15 protein-coding genes and 1 pseudogene are annotated in these 20,882 nt (G+C 71.9%); 6 read left to right on the top strand and 10 right to left on the bottom strand.

Features of this window, described 5'->3' with window-relative positions; translation table 11 throughout:
* Positions 1 to 93: 93 nt before the first annotated feature.
* Positions 94 to 435, bottom strand: coding sequence for an anti-sigma factor antagonist BldG (bldG, locus tag ACFV0T_RS08130; RefSeq protein ID WP_010986038.1), 342 nt, complete (start codon positions 433 to 435; stop codon positions 94 to 96).
* Positions 436 to 514: 79 nt separating this feature from the next.
* Between bldG and ACFV0T_RS08125 the strand changes: the two genes are divergently transcribed.
* Positions 515 to 3,145, top strand: a complete 2,631-nt coding sequence (locus ACFV0T_RS08125) for a DEAD/DEAH box helicase (RefSeq protein ID WP_385775729.1) — start codon at positions 515 to 517, stop codon at positions 3,143 to 3,145.
* A 40-nt stretch (positions 3,146 to 3,185) separates the two neighbouring features.
* Here the strand turns inward: ACFV0T_RS08125 and ACFV0T_RS08120 are convergent.
* The 7 genes and pseudogenes from ACFV0T_RS08120 to ssd all read right to left on the bottom strand — a co-directional run.
* Positions 3,186 to 3,488 (bottom strand): annotated as a pseudogene (locus ACFV0T_RS08120) (Rv3654c family TadE-like protein); the annotation flags it as partial.
* Positions 3,485 to 3,913, bottom strand: a complete 429-nt coding sequence (locus ACFV0T_RS08115) for a TadE family type IV pilus minor pilin (RefSeq protein ID WP_385775727.1) — start codon at positions 3,911 to 3,913, stop codon at positions 3,485 to 3,487. The pseudogene ACFV0T_RS08120 and the gene ACFV0T_RS08115, both read right to left, overlap by 4 nt.
* Positions 3,900 to 4,109, bottom strand: coding sequence for a DUF4244 domain-containing protein (locus ACFV0T_RS08110; RefSeq protein ID WP_385775924.1), 210 nt, complete (start codon positions 4,107 to 4,109; stop codon positions 3,900 to 3,902). The genes ACFV0T_RS08115 and ACFV0T_RS08110 overlap by 14 nt, the downstream gene beginning before the upstream one ends.
* A 183-nt stretch (positions 4,110 to 4,292) precedes the next feature.
* Positions 4,293 to 5,078, bottom strand: coding sequence for a type II secretion system F family protein (locus ACFV0T_RS08105; RefSeq protein ID WP_385775725.1), 786 nt, complete (start codon positions 5,076 to 5,078; stop codon positions 4,293 to 4,295).
* Entirely contained in the window at positions 5,075 to 5,953 is an 879-nt protein-coding gene (locus ACFV0T_RS08100; protein WP_385775722.1) for a type II secretion system F family protein, read from the bottom strand. Before ACFV0T_RS08100 ends, ACFV0T_RS08105 begins: the two co-directional genes overlap by 4 nt.
* A 144-nt stretch (positions 5,954 to 6,097) precedes the next feature.
* Positions 6,098 to 7,336, bottom strand: coding sequence for a TadA family conjugal transfer-associated ATPase (locus tag ACFV0T_RS08095; RefSeq protein ID WP_385775720.1), 1,239 nt, complete (start codon positions 7,334 to 7,336; stop codon positions 6,098 to 6,100).
* Positions 7,333 to 8,445 carry a septum site-determining protein Ssd gene (gene ssd / locus ACFV0T_RS08090; protein WP_385775922.1) on the bottom strand — a complete coding sequence of 371 codons (1,113 nt, stop codon included), beginning with the start codon at positions 8,443 to 8,445 and terminating at the stop codon, positions 7,333 to 7,335. The genes ACFV0T_RS08095 and ssd overlap by 4 nt, the downstream gene beginning before the upstream one ends.
* A 571-nt stretch (positions 8,446 to 9,016) precedes the next feature.
* Here ssd and ACFV0T_RS08085 point away from each other — a divergent pair.
* The gene (locus tag ACFV0T_RS08085; RefSeq protein WP_385775718.1) at positions 9,017 to 9,850 is read left to right on the top strand and encodes an HAD family hydrolase; all 834 of its coding nucleotides are present in this window, start codon (positions 9,017 to 9,019) and stop codon (positions 9,848 to 9,850) included.
* A gap of 499 nt (positions 9,851 to 10,349) precedes the next feature.
* Here the strand turns inward: ACFV0T_RS08085 and ACFV0T_RS08080 are convergent, their stop codons facing one another.
* A complete protein-coding gene (locus ACFV0T_RS08080) occupies positions 10,350 to 11,174 on the bottom strand; it encodes an oxidoreductase (RefSeq protein WP_385775716.1) in 825 nt (274 codons plus the stop codon).
* Between the two features lie 101 nt (positions 11,175 to 11,275).
* Between ACFV0T_RS08080 and ACFV0T_RS08075 the strand changes: the two genes are divergently transcribed.
* The gene (locus ACFV0T_RS08075; RefSeq protein ID WP_385775714.1) at positions 11,276 to 12,256 is read left to right on the top strand and encodes an ATP-binding protein; all 981 of its coding nucleotides are present in this window, start codon (positions 11,276 to 11,278) and stop codon (positions 12,254 to 12,256) included.
* A 51-nt stretch (positions 12,257 to 12,307) separates the two neighbouring features.
* Here ACFV0T_RS08075 and ACFV0T_RS08070 read toward each other — a convergent pair whose 3' ends face one another.
* On the bottom strand, positions 12,308 to 13,585 hold the full coding sequence (locus tag ACFV0T_RS08070; RefSeq protein WP_385775712.1) for a hypothetical protein: 1,278 nt from the start codon (positions 13,583 to 13,585) through the stop codon (positions 12,308 to 12,310).
* Between the two features lie 336 nt (positions 13,586 to 13,921).
* On the opposite strand from ACFV0T_RS08070, the gene ACFV0T_RS08065 reads away from it, so the two are divergent.
* From ACFV0T_RS08065 to nhaA, 3 genes are all read left to right on the top strand, one after another.
* Complete coding sequence (locus ACFV0T_RS08065) at positions 13,922 to 16,681, top strand: SulP family inorganic anion transporter (RefSeq protein ID WP_385775710.1); 2,760 nt, start codon at positions 13,922 to 13,924, stop codon at positions 16,679 to 16,681.
* 539 nt (positions 16,682 to 17,220) lie between these two features.
* The gene (gene acs / locus ACFV0T_RS08060) at positions 17,221 to 19,179 is read left to right on the top strand and encodes an acetate--CoA ligase (protein ID WP_385775708.1); all 1,959 of its coding nucleotides are present in this window, start codon (positions 17,221 to 17,223) and stop codon (positions 19,177 to 19,179) included.
* Positions 19,180 to 19,362: 183 nt separating this feature from the next.
* Positions 19,363 to 20,796: a Na+/H+ antiporter NhaA gene (gene nhaA, locus ACFV0T_RS08055; protein ID WP_385775920.1), complete on the top strand. Its 1,434-nt coding sequence runs from the start codon at positions 19,363 to 19,365 to the stop codon at positions 20,794 to 20,796.
* The last annotated feature ends 86 nt before the right edge of the window (positions 20,797 to 20,882 follow it).

Below are 20,882 nucleotides of genomic sequence, written 5' to 3'. Positions count from 1 at the left end.
CGGAACTACGGGCGTGCGGTCGGGGGGCCGGGCCGAAGCCCGGTCCCCCTGGTGTTCGACTCTGCCGTCCGGGCCCAGGACCCGGGTCGGCGATCAGTCGGTGGCCGCCACCGCTTCCTCGACCGAGGTGTGGATCGGGAACACCTTGGTGAGACCGGTGATGCGGAAGATCTTCAGAATGCGCTCCTGGTTGCAGACCAGGCGCAGCGAGCCCTCGTGGGCACGCACCCGCTTCAGGCCGCCGACCAGCACGCCGAGCCCGGTGGAGTCGAGGAAGTCCACGCCCTCCATGTCCACGACGAGGTGGAAATTCCCGTCGTTCACCAGCTCGACCAGCTGTTCGCGCAACTTGGGCGCGGTATATACGTCGATTTCGCCACCGACCTCGACGACCGTACGATCGCCGACGGTACGGGTCGACAGGGACAGGTCCACGGATCCTCCAGCACCTTGCTATCGAGCGGTCGCCCCATGGGACACCTCGGCGGAGCCCCAGGACGGTTCGCCAGCCGCGATGGCATTCAATCACTTACCGGCAGGCGTGCACGACGCCTTGGCTCCATTGTCCGTCACGCCAGTGACACACTCGGTGCCGATGGCCAAGAATCTCCGACCCGACCGATCCCCGGCGGGCACCGAATCCCGCCCCGCGCCGAGCACGGTCCTCGACCGGCTCGCCTCGGGGCCGAGCCGGGCTTCGCGCATCACTCATACGGAGCACTTGCCCCCGCGTGCGGGTCGCCATGCCGTCTGGCCTCACCGGATTCGCTCCGAAGTCATCGCCGCCGTCCAGAGCGCGGGTATCGAGCACCCCTGGGCCCACCAGGCACGGGCCGCCGAGCACGCCCTGGACGGCGATTCGGTCGTCGTCGCCACCGGCACGGCCTCCGGCAAGTCCCTGGCGTACCTCGTCCCGGTCCTGTCCGCCCTCCTGGACGGCTCCGAGGCCCCGAACGGCCGGGGGGCCACCGCCCTCTACCTGGCCCCCACGAAAGCCCTGGCGGCCGATCAGTGCCGCTCGGTGAAGGAACTTTCACAACCGCTGGGCAATGCGATACGCCCGGCCGTCTACGACGGCGACACTCCGTTCGAGGAACGGGAGTGGATCCGCCAGTACGCCAACTACGTCCTCACCAACCCGGACATGCTCCACCGCGGGATACTTCCGTCCCACCCCCGCTGGTCCTCCTTCCTGAAGTCGCTGAAGTACGTCGTCATCGACGAGTGCCACACCTACCGCGGTGTCTTCGGCTCCCACGTCGCCCAGGTACTGCGCCGCCTGCGCCGCCTCTGCGCCCGCTACGGGGCGTCCCCGGTCTTCCTGCTGGCCTCCGCGACCGCCGCCGAGCCGTCGGTGGCCGCCCGCCGCCTGACCGGCCTCCCGGTGGTCGAGGTCGCCGACGACGCCTCCCCGCGCGGTGAACTGGTGTTCGCCCTCTGGGAGCCGCCGCTCACGGAGATGCACGGCGAGAAGGGCGCTCCGGTCCGCCGCACCGCCACCGCCGAGACGGCCGACCTGCTCACCGACCTCGCCGTGCAGGGCGTGCGCACGGTCGCCTTCGTACGCTCCCGGCGCGGCGCCGAACTCATCGCCGTCATCGCGCAGGAGCGCCTCGCCGAGGTCGACCGGTCACTGGCCCGGCGTGTCGCGGCCTACCGGGGCGGCTACCTCCCCGAGGAGCGCCGCGCCCTGGAGCGCGCCCTGCACTCCGGCGAACTCCTCGGCCTCGCCGCCACGACCGCGCTCGAACTCGGCGTGGACGTGTCCGGCCTCGACGCCGTGCTGATCGCCGGCTACCCGGGCACCCGCGCGTCCCTGTGGCAGCAGGCGGGCCGGGCCGGACGCTCCGGCCGCGGAGCCCTGGCCGTCCTGGTGGCCCGTGACGACCCGCTGGACACGTTCCTCGTCCATCATCCGGAGGCCCTGTTCGACCAACCGGTGGAATCGACGGTCCTGGACCCCGACAACCCGTACGTCCTCGCCCCGCACCTGTGCGCGGCCGCCGCGGAACTGCCCCTGGTCGAGGAGGACCTGGCCCTCTTCGGACCGGCCGCCGCGGAACTGCTGCCGCAGCTGGAGGCCGCGAAACTGCTGCGCCGCCGGACGAAGGCCTGGCACTGGACGCGCCGGGAGCGGGCCGCAGACCTGACCGACATCCGCGGCGAGGGCGGCCGGCCGGTGCAGATCGTCGAGGAGGGCACGGGACGGCTGTTGGGCACGGTCGACGAGAGCGCCTCCCACACCACCGTCCACGAGGGCGCGGTCCACCTCCACCAGGGCCGTACGTATCTCGTCCGCTCCCTCGACCTGGAGGACTCGGTCGCGCTGGTCGAGGAGGCCAGCCCGCCGTACTCGACGGTCGCCCGCGACACGACCTCGATCTCCGTCCTGGAGACGGACGTCGAGATCCCCTGGGGCGACGGCCGCCTCTGCTACGGCTCCGTCGAGGTCACCAACCAAGTGGTCTCCTTCCTGCGCCGACGTGTCATCACCGGTGAGGTGCTGGGCGAGACGAAACTCGACCTCCCTCCCCGGACGCTCCGCACCCGCGCCGTGTGGTGGACGGTCACCGAGGACCAGCTCGACGAGGCCCGCATCAACCCGGAGATCCTCGGCGGCGCCCTGCACGCCGCCGAGCACGCGTCGATCGGCATGCTGCCCCTCTTCGCGACCTGCGACCGCTGGGACATCGGCGGCGTGTCCGTGCCGCTGCACCCCGACACCCTCCTGCCGACGGTCTTCGTCTACGACGGCCACCCCGGGGGTGCGGGCTTCGCGGAGCGCGCCTTCCACACCGCCGAGGCGTGGCTCACCGCCACCCGTCAGGCCATCGCCTCCTGCGAGTGCGACGCGGGCTGCCCCTCCTGCATCCAGTCCCCCAAATGCGGCAACGGCAACGATCCCCTGCACAAACGGGGTGCCGTGCGACTGCTCACGGTCCTGCTGCGGGGGGCTCCGCAGCAGGAGCGGCCGGCGGAGCACCTGACTGATCAGCCTGGGGAGCAGCCGGCAGAGCGACTGACGGATCAGCCTGGGGAGCAGCCGGCTCATCAGCCGACGGAGCGGCAGTCGGAGCGGGAGTCCCGGGGAGGGGCGGAGGGGGAATCCGCGGGACCGGGACCGGAGGGCCCGCCCGCGCCCTGACCTCCGCCGCGAACGGCCCCCGCCCCGACGCCGCCGACACGTCCGAGGTGTCGCCCACGATCGCGCACCGCACCAGCCGGGCTCCCTGGGCCCGCGCCACCCGGCTCGCCCGGGCACACGCCGCCGCGTGGCCCTCCGCCCAGTGGTCGGCCGCCGCGAGCGCCGCGAGGTCCGCGACCCCGGCCGCGCGGTGCCGGGCCACGACGGCCTCCCCCAGCGCCAGCACGACCCCGAACACGACGCACAGCACCGCGATCGCACCGATGCTCCAGACGGTGGCGGAACCGCGGTCCGAGCGCGGTCCGACGCCGCCCCGCCCCCGGACCGCGATCTCCCGGGTCACGGCCCCACCCCCACCCTGTCCCCGACGCTGCTGTCCTCGATGACCCTCCTGTCCTCGACGCCCTCGTCGTCGACCACCTCGTCCTCGACCGATGCCACGGCTTCCTCCCGGACCTCGAAGGGCAGCCCGTGCAGCGCCGGAGGCCTGGCCACGACCACCACGCGCACCTGGTCGCCCTCACGGCCGACCGTGACCGTCGCGCCGCCCGGTGCCGCCGCGCGGGTGACCGCGAGGACCGCGTCGGCCGGGTCCTGGCGGGCCGCGGCCCGGGCCCCCGTCCGCGCCGCGTCCACACACCGGATCTGGGCGGCCACCGCGAGCAGGCCCCACACCAGGGCCATCGTGAACAGCACCAGCACGGGCAGCACCATCGCCGACTCGGCCGTCACGAACCCCCGGTCCGCGCCCCGCTCACATCGCCGCACTGAGCGCTCGTTTCACGATGGCCTGGAGCTCCTCGCTGACCTGACCGCTCGTCACCACCTTGTACAGGAGCACGGCGAAGGCCACTGCCGCGACGATTCCCATCGCGTACTCGGAAGTGACCATCCCCGCGTCCGCGCGCGCCGCGCGCACCCCGCTCACCAGGGCGCGCAGCCGCGCCCGTACCGCCTTGTTCATCTCAACCCCCGTGAGGTTCGGTTCCCAGTCGGTCTCGCCGTACGACCGGTCGTAAGGCCGCTCGTACCGCCCGTCGTGCCGCTTGTACTGACCGTCGTACCGCCCGTCGTGCCGCTTGTACTGACCGCGTCGTGCCACTTGTCGGGTCCTGCTCGTCGCGTGCCGTTCACGCCCGTCGCTCCCTCACCCACCACCTCCTCCCATCGCCTCGCCCGCCAGTCCGATCACCACGGGCAGCACTCCGACCGCGATGAAGGCGGGCAGGAAGCACAGCCCCACCGGCGCGGTGACCATCACCGCCGCCCGTCTGGCACGTGCCGTCGCGTCGCGGGCCCGGTCCGCGCGGGCGTCCGCGGCGAGTCGCGCCGCGGGACCGGCCGCCGGGAGCCCGGAGACGTCGGCCCGTTCCAGCAGTCCTGCCAGCGACCCGGCACCCGGGATCGCGGCCAACCTCCGCCAGGCCTCGCACGGTTCACCCCCGAGCCGGACTTCCGCCGCGCCGCGCGCCAGCGCGTCCCCGACGGGTCCGCCGAGCGCCTCGCCCGCGGCCTGCGCGGCGATCACCGGACCGGCCCCGGCCTCGATGCAGGCACCCAACAGTTCCGCGGCGAGCGGAAGTTGTCGGGCGGCCTCCTGCGGGTCGACCCCGCTCGCGCGGCCGTTGGACGCCTGCCGAAGACGCCATCGCCACAGCACGACCGCCGCGGTCAACCCGACCATGACACCCGTGACACCGCCGACCACGACCCACCCGGCGATCACCGCTCCCACCAGGGGCAGCCACCATGGCGCGGCTCCGCTCAGCGCCAGGCGGGAGCCTGCCGACGCCGCTTCCAGGGCCAACAGTCCGGCCAGCCGACGGCGCACCCTGCGCTCCCGCCGCACGGCAGCCGCCCAGCACCCCAGTGCCCCGAGGGTGATCACGACCCCCAAGGCCGCCCCCAGCCTGTGGACAGACTCCGAGCTCACGTCTCCTCCGCCCCTCGTACGATCCGCAGCGCCCACCACATCCCCGCGCCCTCCAGCAGGCCGCCGACCAGCAGACAGCCCAGGCCCGCCCCGGTGTGCAGCAGCACGCGCAACGGGTCGGCGCCCAGCGCGGCGCCGAGGAGGAGACCCAGGACGGGCAGTCCGGCGAGCATCACAGCGGTGGAGCGAGCCCCGGCGAGCTGGGCACGGAGATCGGCCCGTTGGTCCCGTTCGGCACGCAGCGCCCCTTCGAGCCGGTCGAGTCCGGCCGCGAGACCCGCGCCCCGGTCGACGGCCACCCGCCAGCAGGCCGCGAGCCCCAGCAGTCCTTCGGCCCCCTGTTGCCGGGCCGCCGCCGCGAGCACCCCGGGGACGTCCCCGCCGAACCGTGCCGCCGCCAGCGCCGCCGCCTGCGCGTCTCCGAGGCCGCCGGAGTCCCGGGCGGCACGCAGCAGCGCCTCGCCCGGCTGGCGCCCGGCACGCACCTCGGCGGCGAGCGCTCCGCACAGCGCGATGACCGCGTCGCCCCGGCGCTCCCGTCCCCGCCGCGCCCGAGCGGCCAGGCGCAGCCTGCGCAGCACCGGCACCCCTGCCGCCCCCGCGGCGACCGGCAGCACCGAAGCGCCCAGCACCGCCAGCACCAGGCCCGCGAGCAACGCCCACCACTCGGGCCGCCACCACCCGCGGATCCGCCGCAGCTCACCGGCCAGCGGCCGCCGCGAGAACGGCGGCCCCACGCCCACCGCCCCGCCACCTGCGAGCAGCAACTGCGCCCGCCGCGCCCCCGAGCGCCACCCGCCCATCGACCAAGCAGCCGCTCCCGCACACAGCACGGCCGCGCCCATCGCCAATTCCCCCGACGAAAACTCACCCATTGCGCTCACCACTCCTCCCACCTGTCCTCGTCCATCCGCCACGTCCTCCCGCCCGAACCGGCCACCCCCCGAACCGCCCGGGACCGCCCCCGCCCGGACCGTCCGCCCTCCCAACCGCCCCCGCGCCCCGCAGTCGCCCCCACATCACGCGGCACCAGCCCCCTCACAGCCCCAGCCGCCGTCCTCCTCCCCCGAGCCGTCCTCCTCTCTCGAGCCCTCCAGCAGCCCGCGCAGCCGCTCCCACCCCTGCTCGCGGGCGAACGCCTCCAGGCCCCACCGCAGCGCCGGCACGGTTCTGACCAGCCCTGAAGGGTCGCGTTCCAGTACGTGCACCTCGGCGATCCGGCGCTGCCCCGACCGGTCGCGCACCAGGTGCAGGACCACCGACAGCGCCGCCGCGACCTGGCTGTGCAGCGCGGCACGGTCGAGCCCGGCCGCCGTGCCGAGCGCTTCCAGCCGGGCCGGCACGTCGGCGGCCGCGTTGGCGTGGACGGTCCCGCACCCGCCCTCGTGACCGGTGTTCAAAGCGGCCAGCAGATGGACCACTTCGGGGCCGCGCACCTCGCCGACGACCAGCCGGTCCGGGCGCATCCGCAGCGCCTGTCGCACCAGGTCCTCGAGGGTGACGAGGCCCGCGCCCTCCTGATTGGCTGGTCTCGTCTCCAGGCGTACGACGTGCGGATGGTCCGGCCGCAGCTCGGCCGAGTCCTCCGCGAGGACGATCCGCTCGCCGGGTCCGACGAGGCCGAGCAGCGCGCTCAGCAGGGTCGTCTTGCCGCTCCCGGTCCCGCCGCTGATCACGAAGGACAGCCGGGCCCGCAGCAGCGCCCTCAGCACCCGGTCCCCGCCCGGCGGCACCGTGCCGGCCGCCACCAACTCGGCGAGCGTGAACGCACGCGGGCGTACCACCCGCAGGGCGAGGCAGGTGCAGCCGACGGCGACCGGCGGCAGGACCGCGTGCAGCCGGGTTCCGTCCGGCAGCCGGGCGTCGGCCCAGGGCCGCGCGTCGTCGAGCCGCCGTCCGGCCACCGCCGCCAGCCGCTGCGCGAGGCGCCGTACGGCCGCCGCGTCCGGGAAGGAGACGGCGGTCAGCTCCAGCCCGCCGCCCCGGTCCACCCAGACACGGTCCGGGGCCGACACCAGCACGTCGGTCACCGCAGGATCGGCGAGCAACGCCTCCAGGGGCCCACTGCCGACCAGCTCGGAGCGCAGGTGCTCGGCGGCCCCGAGGACCTCGGCATCCCCGAGCACCCGCCCCTGTTCGCGCAGGGCCTGCGCCACGCGCGCGGGGGTCGGTTCGGCGCCGCTCTCGGCCAGCCACTGCCGTACGCCGTCGAGGAGCCGTGGGCCGGTCTTCTGCTCGAGTCCGGGGAACGTGCTCATGTGGTGCCCGCCTCGACCAGGGCCCGCTCCCAGAAGTCCTTGCAGAACCGGGCGAGCGGTCCGCGCGCGGCCGCTCCCGGCGGTGCCTTGCCGCCGTTCGGCCGCAGCAGCCCGGACTCCGCGGGCACCTCGCCGGCCAGGGGCAGTCCGAGCAGCCGTGCCACCTCGCGGTCGTCCAGCCCGGGTGAGTAGGGCCCGCGCACCGCCACCCGCAGATCGCGCAGGACCATGCCGACGGCGGAGGCCACCCGGCCCGCGGCGGCGACGGCGCGCAGTTCGGCGGGGACCACCAGAAGCCCCAGGTCGATCTGGGCGAGAGCCTCGGCCACCCCGTCGTCGACGCGGCGCGGCAGGTCCACGACGACGGTGCCGCCCCGGCGGCGGGCCGCCGCGAGCACCGCCCGTACCGCCTGGGGCGGGATGGCGACGCAGTCGCCGCGGTCCCAGCTCAGCACCCGCAGGGCGTGCAGGCGTGGCAGGGACTCTTCCAGGGCGCCGCCGCCGACCCGCCCGCGTGAGGCGGCGAAGGCGGGCCAGCGCAGCCCTTCGGCGGTCTCACCGCCGAGGAGGACGTCGAGTCCGCCGCCCAGCGGATCGGCGTCCACGAGCAGGGTGCGCAGTCCCTCACGCGCGGAGGTGACGGCGAGGGCGCACGCGAGCGTGGACGCTCCGGCGCCGCCGCGGCCGCCGATCACGCCGACGGTGAGCGCGGGCCGGCCCACCCCCTCGGCGACGTCAGCGATGCGGTCGACCAGCCACTGTTCCCCGTCGGGCAGCATCAGGACGTGGTCGGCGCCGATCTCGACGGCCCGCTGCCACACCCCTGAGTCGTCCTGGTCGCGGCCGACGAGCACCACTCCGCGTCGGCGGGTGGCCCCGCGCACCCGCCGAGCGGCGTCGTCGCCGACCAGGACGAGCGGCGCGGCCTCCCAGCTGCCTCGCGGCTTCGGCACCCCGTGGTGGACCTCGGGCGTGGCACCGGCCGCCGCGCACAGGCGCAGCAGGTCGTCGAGGAGTTCCGCGTCCTCGGTGACGATCAACGGTTTGCCCTGCCGCCCTCCGGTGGTCGGCGGCGGGTCGTGTGTGACGGTTCCGGCCACGGTTTCCATCCCCCTTCGCTGCATGTCGCGCAGCCTCTGCGGCCCCGCGATTCCCAAAGGTGCGAAGGCCCGTTGTCCGGCCGCCATATGAGCGGCCGCCGGAAACCGGCCATATGCGTCCGACAATCGGAACCGGCCAGGAACTCGCCGTGGGCCGGACGCGTTGGAATCACGGTGCAGCTGTCCCGGAAATCGTGTGGATCTTGGTCAAAAACTGTGGACAACTCAGCTGTTGTGAATATCGCCTTCACCCATACCGGTGACCCCTGTACTGACCCCTGTGCGACTTCCGCAGAGCAGCCTCTCGACTACACACGGTGACCGCTCAAGGGCATACGAAAGAGGCGGCCGCAGCCGCCTCGATGCGGCACCGCGGCCGCGCAGAAGAGGGGAAAACGCATCCGGACATGCGACGACCCCCGCCGGGGGGGAGAGCGGGGGTCGTCTCCACGGCCGACTCGGGGGGGGAGGAGTCGGACCGGGTTAGCACGGTCGCGAACGATCCGTGACTTCCATGGTGTACCCGAGAGCCCTCTCAGGCAAACCCACGCGCCAACCTTACGCCGAATGGGCTGCGCCTATGCTCGGAGACGTGGATAACCACTCCTTGCCTCGCACAGCAGCCTTCTTTGACCTGGACAAGACGGTCATTGCGAAGTCGAGCACGCTCACCTTCAGCAAGTCCTTCTACCAAGGCGGCCTGATCAACCGCAGGGCCGCCTTGCGCACCGCATACGCCCAGTTCGTCTTCCTGCTGGGCGGGATGGACCACGACCAGATGGAGCGCATGCGCGAGTACCTGTCCGCGCTCTGCCGCGGCTGGAACGTCCAACAGGTGAAGGAAATCGTCGCCGAGACCCTTCACGACCTGATCGATCCGATCATCTACGACGAGGCCGCCTCCCTCATCGAGGAACACCACACCGCCGGACGGGACGTCGTGATCGTGTCCACGTCGGGCGCCGAGGTGGTCGAGCCGATCGGCGAGCTGCTCGGCGCGGACCGCGTGGTGGCCACCCGGATGGTCGTGGGCGACGACGGCTGCTTCACCGGCGAGGTCGAGTACTACGCCTACGGCCCGACGAAGGCCGAGGCGATCAGGGAACTGGCCGAGTCCGAGGGGTACGCCCTCGACCGCTGCTACGCCTACAGCGACTCGGCGACCGACCTGCCGATGCTCCGCTCCGTCGGCCACCCGCACGCCGTGAACCCGGACCGCGCCCTGCGTCGCGAGGCGGTCGCGCAGGGCTGGCCGATCCTCGACTTCCACCGGCCGGTACGGCTCAAGCAGCGGATTCCCGGGCTCTCCGTGCCACCCCGCCCCGTTCTCGTCGCGGCCGCGGCGATAGGAGCGGCGGCGGCCACGGCGGGACTGGTCTGGTACGCGAGCCGGCGCCGAGCGACCGTCGTCTGACGCCGCCCGGCAGTCGCCTGACCTGAGCGTCCGCCCTTCGCCCGACCTGCACCTTCACCGCCGCCCGCTCTTCGTCGGCACACCGGTGACCGTTTCGTACATCATTGATACTAAAAGTAAAGAAGTACAGCCAGGGCTTCCGCTTCCCCTGGGGGTGCAGTACAAAGGATTTAGCGGCCCGCGAGACCAAGGACATCCGAGAGGATCACCTTTTTTAACGCATTTGGCCCCACGGACCCAGCATGAACACTGAGCACCCACGCGACGTCGACCCGTCGATTACGGGCCAGCCGCACCAGGTGACGGGCGAAGTTCCCGGCCTGATGGGCATATATCGAGGACGCTTGGTAACCCGGTGGACATGCCAGCGGCGGTACGAGTACTCGTACCGCCGCAACCCTGTTCAACCCGTTGTTCAGCCCCTTGGGGGGGCTTTTTTCATGCCCCGCGCCCGCGTCCACGCCTCGTCCCGTGGTCACGCATCACGCGCGCGTGCAGGTCACGCGGCGCCCCGCTGAAGCGCCTCGCACACCGCCGTCGACTCCCGGGCCCCGAGCCCGACGGCCCGGCCGCAGTGGGCGATCCAGGCCGCCATGCCCTCCGGAGTACCCGAGGCATAGCCGTCCAGGGCCGCGAGATAGGTCGCCCGCCCCAGCTCCGCGTGACCGACCTCGGCCGGGCAGACGGACTTGGGGTCGAGGCCGCTGCCGACCAGGACGATGCGTTCGGCGGTGCGCGCGACCAGGCCGTTGTGAGAGGTGAACGGGCGCAGCGCGAGGAGCTCGCCGTGGACCACGGCGGCCGTCACCAGAGCGGGCGCGGAACCACCCGCGATGATCAGCTCGGACAGCCCTTCCAGCCGGCCCGAGACCTCCGCCGCACTCGGCAGCGGCAGCTCGATCAGCGGCTCGTCGACCTTCTCCCCCGCCTGCCGCGGCCGCCCGACCTCGTCACCCTGGCTCGCGGCGGCGACCAGGTGCAGCCGGGCCAGCACCCTGAGGGGTGACTGCCGCCAGATGGAGAGCAGCTGGCCCGCCTCGGCGGTCAGCCTGAGCGCCGCGCCCATGACGTGCGACTCACCGTCGCCACCGAAGTCGGTGCGCCGGCGCACCTCCTCGAGGCCCCAGTCCGCACCGGACAGCGCAGCGGAACCGCGGGCACCGCGCAGCGCCGCCTCGGAGGTGATCTCGGTGCTGCGGCGCCGCATGACCCGGTGCCCGTAGACCCGGTCCACGGCCTTGCGCACGGACTCCACGGACTCGGCCACGCCGGGCAGCGAGCCCAGGGCCGCGAGCGGATCGGCGTTCGCGCCTGTCGTACTCATGAGTACGACCCTACGCACCCCGGGCACACGCCCCACGAAGGAGTGGTCTTCTTCACTCCCGCATGCCACACAAAGCCACGGCGCCACTACTCTTGGTGAACATGAAAATTGGTTTCGTCGGGAAGGGCGGCAGTGGCAAAACCACACTGTCCTCCCTGCTCATCCGCCACCTCACGGCCGCCGGCGCGCCGGTCGTCGCCGTCGACGCCGACATCAACCAGCACCTGGGCCCCGCGCTCGGCCTCGCCGAGTCGGAAGCGGGGAAACTGCCCGCGATGGGCGAACAACTGTCCCTGATCAAGGACTATCTGCGCGGCTCCAACCCGCGCATCGCCTCCGCGGACACGATGATCAAGACGACCCCGCCCGGCGAGGGCTCACGGCTGCTGCGGGTGCGCGACCCCAATCCGGTCTACGACGCCTGCGCGCGGCCGGTGGAACTCGACGGCGGCGCCGTCCGTTTGATGGTCACCGGCCCCTTCACGGACGCCGACCTGGGGGTCACCTGCTACCACTCCAAGACGGGAGCGGTGGAACTCTGCCTGAACCACCTGGTGGACGGCCGCGACGAGTACGTCGTGGTCGACATGACAGCGGGCTCCGACTCCTTCGCCTCCGGCCTGTTCACCCGCTTCGACATCACGTTCCTCGTCGCCGAGCCGACCCGGAAGGGGGTCTCCGTCTATCGCCAGTACAAGGAGTACGCCCGCGACTACGGGGTCGTCCTCCAGGTCGTCGGCAACAAGGTGCACAACCAGGACGACGTCGACTTCCTGCGCGCCGAGGTCGGTGACGACCTGCTCGTGACGGTCGGGCACTCGGACTGGGTGCGCTCGATGGAGAAGGGCCGGCCGCCCCGGTTCGACCTCCTGGAGGACGCCAACCGCCGTGCCCTGCGCCTGTTGCACGCGGCCGCCGACGCGACGTACGAGCTGCGCGACTGGGAGCGCTACACACGGCAGATGGTGCACTTCCACCTGAAGAACGCCCAGTCGTGGGGCAACGAGCGCACCGGGGTCGACCTGGCGGCGCAGATCGACCCCGGGTTCGTGCTCGGCGAAGGCGTCACCGCCCACGCGTAGCGGCGTAGGCGTCACGGCCGCCGTATCGCGAGGACCACGAGGCGGCGAGGACTACTGCTTGACCGCCGGCGCCCCGGGCACGCCCTTGGGAGCGGGTGCCGGGCGGGCCGACAGGAAGGACGCCCAGCCCTGCTTGGGGGTCTCGCCGACCTCCAGGGTGCGCAGTCTGGCCAGGGTCTGCGGGTCCTGGGCGTCCAGCCAGTCGGCGAGCTGCCGGAAGGAGACGCAGCGCACCTCGGGCTTGTTGCAGACGTTCTCGATCACCTGGTCGAGGGCCCGCATATAGGTGCCGCCGTTCCAGGACTCGAAGTGGTTGCCGACGACCAGGGGCGCACGGTTGCCGTTGTAGGCACGGTCGAAGCCCTTGAGCAGCCCGTCCCGCATCTGGTCGCCCCAGTACGCGTACATGTCCGGGTCACCCTGGGTCGAGGTGCCGGACTGGTTGACCATGAAGTTGTAGTCCATGGTGAGCTGCTCGTAGGTGTGGCCGGGGAACGGCACGAGCTGCATGGACAGGTCCCACAGGTCTTCCTTCTTCTTGGGCCAGACCTGGTTGTTGACGCCGCTGGTGTCGTAGCGGAAGCCCAGCTCGCGGGCGGCCCGCATGAAGTTCTTCTGACCCTCCAGGCAGGGAGTGCGGGCGCCGATGAGCTCCTTGTCGTAGTCGAAGGGCAGCGGGGCCGTCTTCGTCAGGCCGGCGTTGGTCCTCCAGCTCTTGACGAACTGTTTGGCCTGGGTGATCTCGTCCTTCCACTCGTCGACGGACCACTCGCCGACGCCACCGTCCGGCCCGCAGAAGTGGCCGTTGAAGTGAGTGCCGATCTCGTTGCCCTCCAGCCACGCCAGGCGCAGCTGCTTCACGGTGTCGGAGATGCCCCGCTCGTCGTTGAAGCCGATGTCGGAGCGGCCCGGCGAGTGCTGCGGTGGCTTGTAGAGGTCGCGCTTCTCCTCCGGCAGCATGTACACGCCGCTGAGGAAGTACGTCATCGTCGCGTGGTTCTCCTTGGCGACCTTGCGGAAGTGGGAGAACAGCTTCTGGCTGTCCTCGCCGGACCCGTCCCAGGAGAACACCACGAACTGCGGGGGCTTCTGGCCGGGCTTGAGCCGCTCCGGTCGCGACAGGTGCGGCTGCGCCCCGGTGTACGAGGTGGAGCCGTCGCCGATCAGGCGGAGCACGCTTCCCGGTGCCGGGGCACCCTGGGCCTGCTGTGGGCCGGGCGCCCCTTCGTTCGCGCCGGAGGAACCGGTTCCTGTCCCACAACCTGCCAGCGACGCGGCTACGGCCGCGGCGACCACGGTGCCCGCGGCGATCCTCTGGGTGGCGGCCATGTTCCGCCCACCTTCTTCCTTCTCTCAGTCCAACTCCGATGAGGGCGTTTTCTGGGAATGTGCCGGGTCGAGCCGACAGCGCCGTCAAGGTCGCACGGGGCCGAACGAGAATTAATACGACAAGCCGATGAAATGCTCACATCACTCGCCGGGGTGATTTATTAACCCATTTGCCCGTAAAGTCCACCTAAGCCCTTTACTCTGCATTACTGTCTATTTACCGAACTTTGATTTATCCCGCCGCTGTACGCCGTGACCCCACGGCCGCGACCAGATCCCCGCCATCGACGGGGACCAACCGTTCCGCGACCGCGCTGCCCCGGAGGAGACGGGAACATGTCAGCCAGCGTCCCCACCCGCACCCAAGTCCTCGGCCTCGCCCGGGAGACGACGGCACTCACCGCCGACTCGACCCCGACGAAGCGCCACCACCCACCCCACAGCCCCCCACCGTTGCGGCCCCGCCGCTTCCCCGTCGCGAGCGCCGACCTGTCCGCCTCGGTAGCGGTCTTCCTGATCGCCCTGCCGCTGTCCCTGGGAATCGCGCTCGCCACCGGCGCACCGCTCCAGGCCGGCCTGGTCGCCGCCGCCGTGGGCGGCCTGGTCGCGGGCCGACTCGGCGGCAGCCCGCTCCAGGTCAGCGGCCCGGCCGCCGGACTCACGGTCGTCACCGCCGACCTCATCCACCGCTACGGATGGCGTACGACCTGCGCCATCACCGTGCTCGCCGGGCTCGCCCAACTCGGCCTGGGCTGTCTGCGCGTGGCCCGCACCGCGCTGGCGGTCAGCCCCGCCGTCGTGCACGGCATGCTCGCCGGCATCGGCCTCACCATCGCCGTCGCGCAGCTGCACATCGTCCTCGGCGGCAATCCGCAGAGCTCCGTCCTCGACAACCTGCGCGCGTTGCCCGCCCAGTTGGCCGGACTGCACCCCGCCGCCGTGTCCGTGAGCGCGCTGACCCTCACCCTGCTGCTGCTCTGGCCGCGGATCCCGGGGCGGGCCGGACGCCTGCTGCACCGCATCCCGGCGGCGCTCGTCGCCGTCGCCGGGGCCACCGCCATCGCGACCGTGACCGAACTGACCCTGCCCAGGGTCGACCTGCCGTCCTGGCGCAGTCATGCCCTGGCCGGACTGCCCGAGGGACCGGTCCTCGGTCTGGCCGCCGCGGTGCTCACCACCACCCTGGTGTGCAGCGTGCAGTCGCTGCTCGGCGCGGTCGCCGTGGACAAGCTGGTGGCCGGGACCCCGGGCCTGAGCGCTCAGGTCGGCCGCTCCCGCCTGGACCGGGAACTGCTCGGTCAGGGCGCCGCCAACGTCGTCTCCGGCACACTCGGCGGGCTGCCCGTCGCCGGTGTGGCCGTGCGCAGTTCGGCGAATGTGCAAGCCGGTGCGGTGAGCCGGAACTCCACGATGGTGCACGGCGTTCTCGTAGTGATCGCCGCGCTGCTGATGGTCCCGGTGCTGGAGTTCATCCCGCTCGCCTCGCTCGCCGCCCTGGTGATGGCCGTCGGCATCCAGATGGTGTCCCTGCACCACATCCGCACGGTGACCCGCCACCGAGAAGTGCTGGTGTACGTCGTCACCACACTCGGCGTGGTGTTCCTCGGCGTCCTGGAGGGCGTGGCTATGGGCATCGCCGTGGCCGTCGCCGTCGCCCTGCACCGCCTCACCCACACCCGCATCACGCACGACGAGAAGGAAGGAGTCCATCACGTACACGTACGAGGACAGCTGACGTTCCTCGCGGTGCCGCGGCTCAGCCGAGCCCTGCATCTCGTACCCCAGGGCGCCCACGCCGTCGTGAAGTTGAGCGGTTCGTTCATGGACCACGCGGCGTTCGAGTCCCTCCAGGACTGGCAGAAGACACACACCGCGCAGGGCGGCTCCGCCGAGGTGACCGGCCGCCGCGCCGGGGTCCGGATCGCCGAGCCCACCGGTCCGGCGGGCCGCCGCACCGGCCCGGGGCTCGACGGGACCGACGAGCCGGACGGGATCGACGACATCGACGGGACCGACAGGACCGACAGGACCGAGGGGTCGGCCTTCTGCCGCTGCCGCCCATGGACCCCTTGGCGCAACCACCAGTGCGAGAGCCCGCAGTCCCCCCGGTCACCCGACGGACACACGTCCGGAGCACTCGGCGAAGATCCAGGCGGGGCATCGGGCCGCCTGCCGGGCGAACCCCCCTCCGGGGAGCCGGGCGGAGACGCGCACGAAACTCGGGGCACACACCAAAACAGAGCACCGAGCACACACCAGGACGGAGCTCCGGGCGGACACCCGGACGGAACCCCGGACCAGCGCCCGCACGGAACCCCGGGCGCACACCTCGAACGACGCCCAGACAGACGCCGGGACGCACCCCCGGACGCACACTCGGACGGCCCCCAGGACGGACCCCCCGCGAGTTCCTCCGCGCCCGACCCGAGCGAGCACCAACTGATGCGAGGCATCAGCGCGTTCCAGCGCAACACCGCGCCCCGGGTGCGGGGCGAGCTGGCCCGGCTGGCCCGCGAGGGTCAGCGCCCCGCCCAGCTCTTCCTCACCTGTGCCGACTCGCGCCTCGTCACCTCGATGATCACCTCCAGTGGTCCGGGCGACCTCTTCGTGGTGCGCAACGTGGGCAACCTCGTGCCGCTGCCCGGCGAGGAGGGCGGGGACGACTCGGTGGCGGCCGCTATCGAGTACGCGGTGGACGTGCTGAAGGTGCGCTCCATCACGGTGTGCGGGCACTCCGGCTGCGGGGCCATGCAGGCGCTGCTCGACGCCGAGCCGGGCGAAGCCCGAACACCGCTGAAGCGCTGGCTGCGACACGGTCGGCCGAGCCTGGAGCGCATGGCCGAAGGCATCCGGCCCGCGGCCCGGCTGTCCGGGCGCCGGCCCGCCGACGCGGTCGAGCAGCTCTGTCTGACCAACGTCGTCCAGCAGCTGGAGCACCTGCGCGCGCACGAGTCGGTGACCCGGGCCCTGCGGGAGGGAGCGCTGGAGCTGCACGGGATGTACTTCCACGTGGGCGAGGCGCAGGCGTATCTGCTCACGGAGACCGGCGGAGACGGCGTGTTCGACCACGTGGGGACGGCGGACCTGTCCGCCTGACCCCGGCACGTGAACCAAAAGAGGTGTGCGGCCCCGGTCGGCATGGGGCCGCACACCCCCGCGGGCGCGGCCACGCCCGAGCCGGAGCACCTCGCGGGCGACGCCCAGCCTCGCCCCCTCCTCGCTCCCGTCCACGGTCCGTCCTCGCCCCCTCCCCGCTCCCGTCCACGGTCCGTCCTCGCCCCCCTCCCCGCTCCCGTCCCCGCTCCCGTCCTCGCCCCCCTCCCCGCTCCCGTCCCCGCTCCCGTCCTCTCCCCTCCTCCCTCCCGTCATCGCTCCCGTCATCGGTTTCGTCATCGTTCCCGTCCTCGCCCCGCTCGCACCCCGCCCCCATGCGCCCTTCCGCCCGGCCCGAAGCCCGAAAGACGTTGCGGCGACTGAACTCCGCCGTGTCGGTGTCCGTGGGTACGGGTGACCTCGGCCGCAGCACCTCTCCACACAGGTCTAAACCAATTTCCGGGCGGCCCTTGTCATCGGACCCCCACGTCTGATGAGGTGTGGTCTGGGACACAACGGACACCCTTCGAAAGGGAGATGTCGTGAGCAACGAAAGCCTGGCCAACCTGCTCAAGGAAGAGCGCAGGTTCGCGCCACCCGCCGACCTGGCCGCGCACGCCAATGTCACCGCGGAGGCGTACGAACAGGCCAAGGCTGACCGGCTCGGCTTCTGGGCCGAGCAGGCCCGGCGGCTGGCCTGGGCCAAGGAGCCGACGGAGACGCTGGACTGGTCGAACCCGCCGTTCGCCAAGTGGTTCAAGGACGGCGAGCTCAACGTCGCGTACAACTGCGTCGACCGCCATGTCGAGGCCGGACACGGCGACCGGGTCGCCATCCACTTCGAGGGCGAGCCGGGCGACAGCCGCGCCCTCACCTACGCCGAGCTCAAGGACGAGGTCTCCAAGGCGGCGAACGCCCTGCTGGAGCTGGGCGTCCGCAAGGGCGACCGGGTCGCCGTCTACATGCCGATGATCCCCGAGACCGCGATCGCGATGCTGGCCTGCGCCCGTATCGGCGCCGCGCACTCGGTCGTCTTCGGCGGCTTCTCGGCGGACGCGCTGGCCACCCGTATCCAGGACGCCGACGCCAAGGTCGTGATCACCTCCGACGGCGGCTGGCGGCGCGGCAAGCCGTCCGCACTGAAGCCGGCCGTGGACGACGCCGTCGCGCGCGTGGACAACGTGGAGCACGTGCTCGTCGTACGGCGCACCGGCCAGGAGGTCGCCTGGAACGACGAGCTGGACGTGTGGTGGCACGAGATCGTCGAGCGGCAGTCCGCCGAGCACACGCCGGAGGCGTTCGAGGCCGAGCAGCCGCTGTTCATCCTCTACACGTCCGGCACGACGGGTAAGCCGAAGGGCATCCTGCACACCTCCGGCGGCTACCTCACGCAGGCCGCCTACACCCACCACGCCGTCTTCGACCTGAAGCCGGAGACGGACGTGTACTGGTGCACCGCCGACGTCGGCTGGGTCACCGGACACTCGTACATCGTCTACGGCCCGCTGGCGAACGGCGCGACCCAGGTCATGTACGAGGGCACGCCCGACACTCCGCACCAGGGCCGCTTCTGGGAGATCGTGCAGAAGTACGGGGTGACGATCCTGTACACGGCGCCGACCGCCATCCGTACGTTCATGAAGTGGGGCGACGACATCCCCGCGAAGTTCGACCTGAGCAGCCTGCGCGTGCTCGGATCCGTCGGCGAGCCCATCAACCCCGAGGCCTGGATCTGGTACCGCAAGCACATCGGCGCGGACCGGACGCCCATCGTCGACACCTGGTGGCAGACGGAGACCGGCGCGATGATGATCTCCCCGCTGCCGGGCGTGACGGAGACCAAGCCGGGGTCCGCGCAGCGCGCGCTGCCCGGCATCTCGGCGACCGTCGTCGACGACGAGGCCAAGGAGGTGCCGAACGGCGGCGGCGGCTACCTCGTCCTCACCGAGCCGTGGCCGTCGATGCTGCGCACCATCTGGGGTGACGACCAGCGGTTCCTCGACACGTACTGGTCGCGCTTCGAGGGCAAGTACTTCGCCGGTGACGGTGCGAAGAAGGACGACGACGGGGACATCTGGCTGCTGGGCCGCGTCGACGACGTGATGCTCGTGTCCGGCCACAACATCTCCACCACCGAGGTCGAGTCGGCGCTCGTCTCGCATCCGGCGGTCGCCGAGGCGGCCGTGGTCGGCGCGGCGGACGAGACGACCGGTCAGGCCATCGTCGCCTTCGTCATCCTGCGCGGCACGGCGAACGCCGAGGACGAGGGCCTGGTCGCCGAGTTGCGCAACCACGTCGGCGCCACCCTCGGCCCGATCGCCAAGCCGAAGCGGGTCCTGCCGGTGGCGGAGCTGCCGAAGACCCGCTCGGGCAAGATCATGCGCCGGCTGCTGCGGGACGTCGCGGAGAACCGCCAGCTGGGTGATGTCACCACGCTCACGGACTCCACGGTCATGGACCTGATCCAGTCGAAGCTTCCGGCGGCGCCGAGCGAGGACTGAGGACGTTCCCGGGGCGCCCGGCAGCACACCGGGCGCCCCCTATGTCCGTAGAGTGGCATTTGCCGATGTAATGGTCGGGTAAACTGGCGCCATAAGGGCGTGCCGGGAAGTCTGGTCGGCAACGCCGTCGGCGACCCCGTGCGACGGCTGTCAGCAAGCCGTACCGACCCGGAGGTCCGCGCCGTGGCCGCGCCCAGCACCAACACCCGCAAGGTCCTCGGGCGGCTTTCCCTCTCCGAGCGGAACTTCGTCGCGAACGCCCTGCGTACCGAGACGGTCGGCGGTGTGCTGCTGCTCGTCGCCGCGATCGCCGCGCTGATCTGGGCGAACATCCCGGCGCTGCACGACAGTTACCTCAGCGTCAGCCACTTCCACTTCGGCCCCGAGGCCCTCGGCCTGCACCTGTCCGTCGCGCACTGGGCCGCCGACGGACTCCTCGCGATCTTCTTCTTCGTCGCCGGCATCGAGCTCAAACGCGAGCTCGTCGCCGGTGACCTGCGCGACCCCAGGGCGGCCGCCCTGCCCGTGGCCGCCGCGCTCTGCGGGATGGTGGTGCCCGCCCTCGTCTACACCCTGACGAACCTCGTCGGCGGCGGCTCCACGGACGGCTGGGCGGTCCCCACCGCCACCGACATCGCGTTCGCGCTGGCCGTGCTGGCGGTCATCGGTACGTCGCTGCCCAGCGCCCTGCGCGCCTTCCTGCTCACCCTCGCCGTCGTCGACGACCTGTTCGCGATCCTGATCATCGCGGTCTTCTTCACCGAGCGGATCGACTTCGCCGCACTCGGCGGTGCCGTCGTCGGCCTCGCCGTCTTCTGGCTGCTGCTGCGCAAGGGCGTACGCGGCTGGTACGTGTACGTCCCGCTCGCCGTGGTGATCTGGGGGCTGATGTACAACAGCGGCGTGCACGCCACCATCGCCGGCGTGGCGATGGGCCTGATGCTGCGCTGCACCACCCGGGAGGACGAGCCACGCTCCCCCGGCGAGCAGGTCGAGCACTTCGTGCGTCCTCTGTCGGCGGGACTGGCCGTGCCGCTGTTCGCGCTGTTCAGCGCCGGTGTGGTGGTCTCCGGAAGCGCGCTCGGGGACGTCTTCACCAAGCCGGAGACCCTGGGTGTCGTCCTGGGGCTCGTCGTCGGCAAGGCGGTCGGCATCTTCGGCGGCACCTGGCTGACCGCCCGCTTCACCCGGGCCTCCCTCAGCGACGACCTGGCCTGGCCCGACGTGTTCGCCGTCGCCACGCTCGCCGGTATCGGCTTCACCGTCTCGCTGCTCATCGGCGAGCTCGCCTTCGACGGCGACGCCGTCCTGACGGACGAGGTCAAGGCCGCCGTCCTCACCGGCTCACTGATCGCGGCGACCCTGGCGACCGTGCTGCTGAAGCTGCGCAACGCCAAGTACCGCAGGCTGTGCGAGAACGAGGAGCGCGACGACGACCTCGACGGTGTCCCGGACATCTACGAGGAGGACGACCCCGCGTACCACCTGCGCATGGCCCGGATCCACGAGCGCAAGGCCGCCGACCACCGCCGGATGGCCCAGGAGATGGCGGCGGCACGGCACGGGCTTGCCGAAGTGGCGGGCGGGGCAGGCGAGGATGACGAGGGTCCGGCATGATCTGACGGGACGGTACAAAAGAGCGGGACCGTACGCGGTCGGACAGACGTCGGACAGACTCTGCACAGACGTCGTTCGTACGAGCG

The sequence above is a fragment of the Streptomyces sp. NPDC059582 genome (genome assembly GCF_042735715.1).
GTDB lineage: Bacteria > Actinomycetota > Actinomycetes > Streptomycetales > Streptomycetaceae > Streptomyces.
The sequence above is the reverse complement of the archived record's forward strand: the minus strand, read 5'-3'. Positions and strand labels throughout refer to the sequence as shown.

Excerpts from the sequence above, each read along its gene's own strand:
- ACFV0T_RS08125 (WP_385775729.1), top strand. The coding sequence starts at position 515 with ATGGCATTCAATCACTTACCGGCAGGCGTGCACGACGCCTTGGCTCCA.
- ACFV0T_RS08110 (WP_385775924.1), bottom strand. The coding sequence starts at position 4,109 with ATGAACAAGGCGGTACGGGCGCGGCTGCGCGCCCTGGTGAGCGGGGTG.
- ACFV0T_RS08100 (WP_385775722.1), bottom strand. The coding sequence starts at position 5,953 with ATGGGTGAGTTTTCGTCGGGGGAATTGGCGATGGGCGCGGCCGTGCTG.
- ACFV0T_RS08095 (WP_385775720.1), bottom strand. The coding sequence starts at position 7,336 with ATGAGCACGTTCCCCGGACTCGAGCAGAAGACCGGCCCACGGCTCCTC.
- ssd (WP_385775922.1), bottom strand. The coding sequence starts at position 8,445 with ATGGAAACCGTGGCCGGAACCGTCACACACGACCCGCCGCCGACCACC.
- ACFV0T_RS08085 (WP_385775718.1), top strand. The coding sequence starts at position 9,017 with ATGCTCGGAGACGTGGATAACCACTCCTTGCCTCGCACAGCAGCCTTC.
- ACFV0T_RS08080 (WP_385775716.1), bottom strand. The coding sequence starts at position 11,174 with ATGAGTACGACAGGCGCGAACGCCGATCCGCTCGCGGCCCTGGGCTCG.
- ACFV0T_RS08075 (WP_385775714.1), top strand. The coding sequence starts at position 11,276 with ATGAAAATTGGTTTCGTCGGGAAGGGCGGCAGTGGCAAAACCACACTG.
- ACFV0T_RS08070 (WP_385775712.1), bottom strand. The coding sequence starts at position 13,585 with ATGGCCGCCACCCAGAGGATCGCCGCGGGCACCGTGGTCGCCGCGGCC.
- ACFV0T_RS08065 (WP_385775710.1), top strand. The coding sequence starts at position 13,922 with ATGTCAGCCAGCGTCCCCACCCGCACCCAAGTCCTCGGCCTCGCCCGG.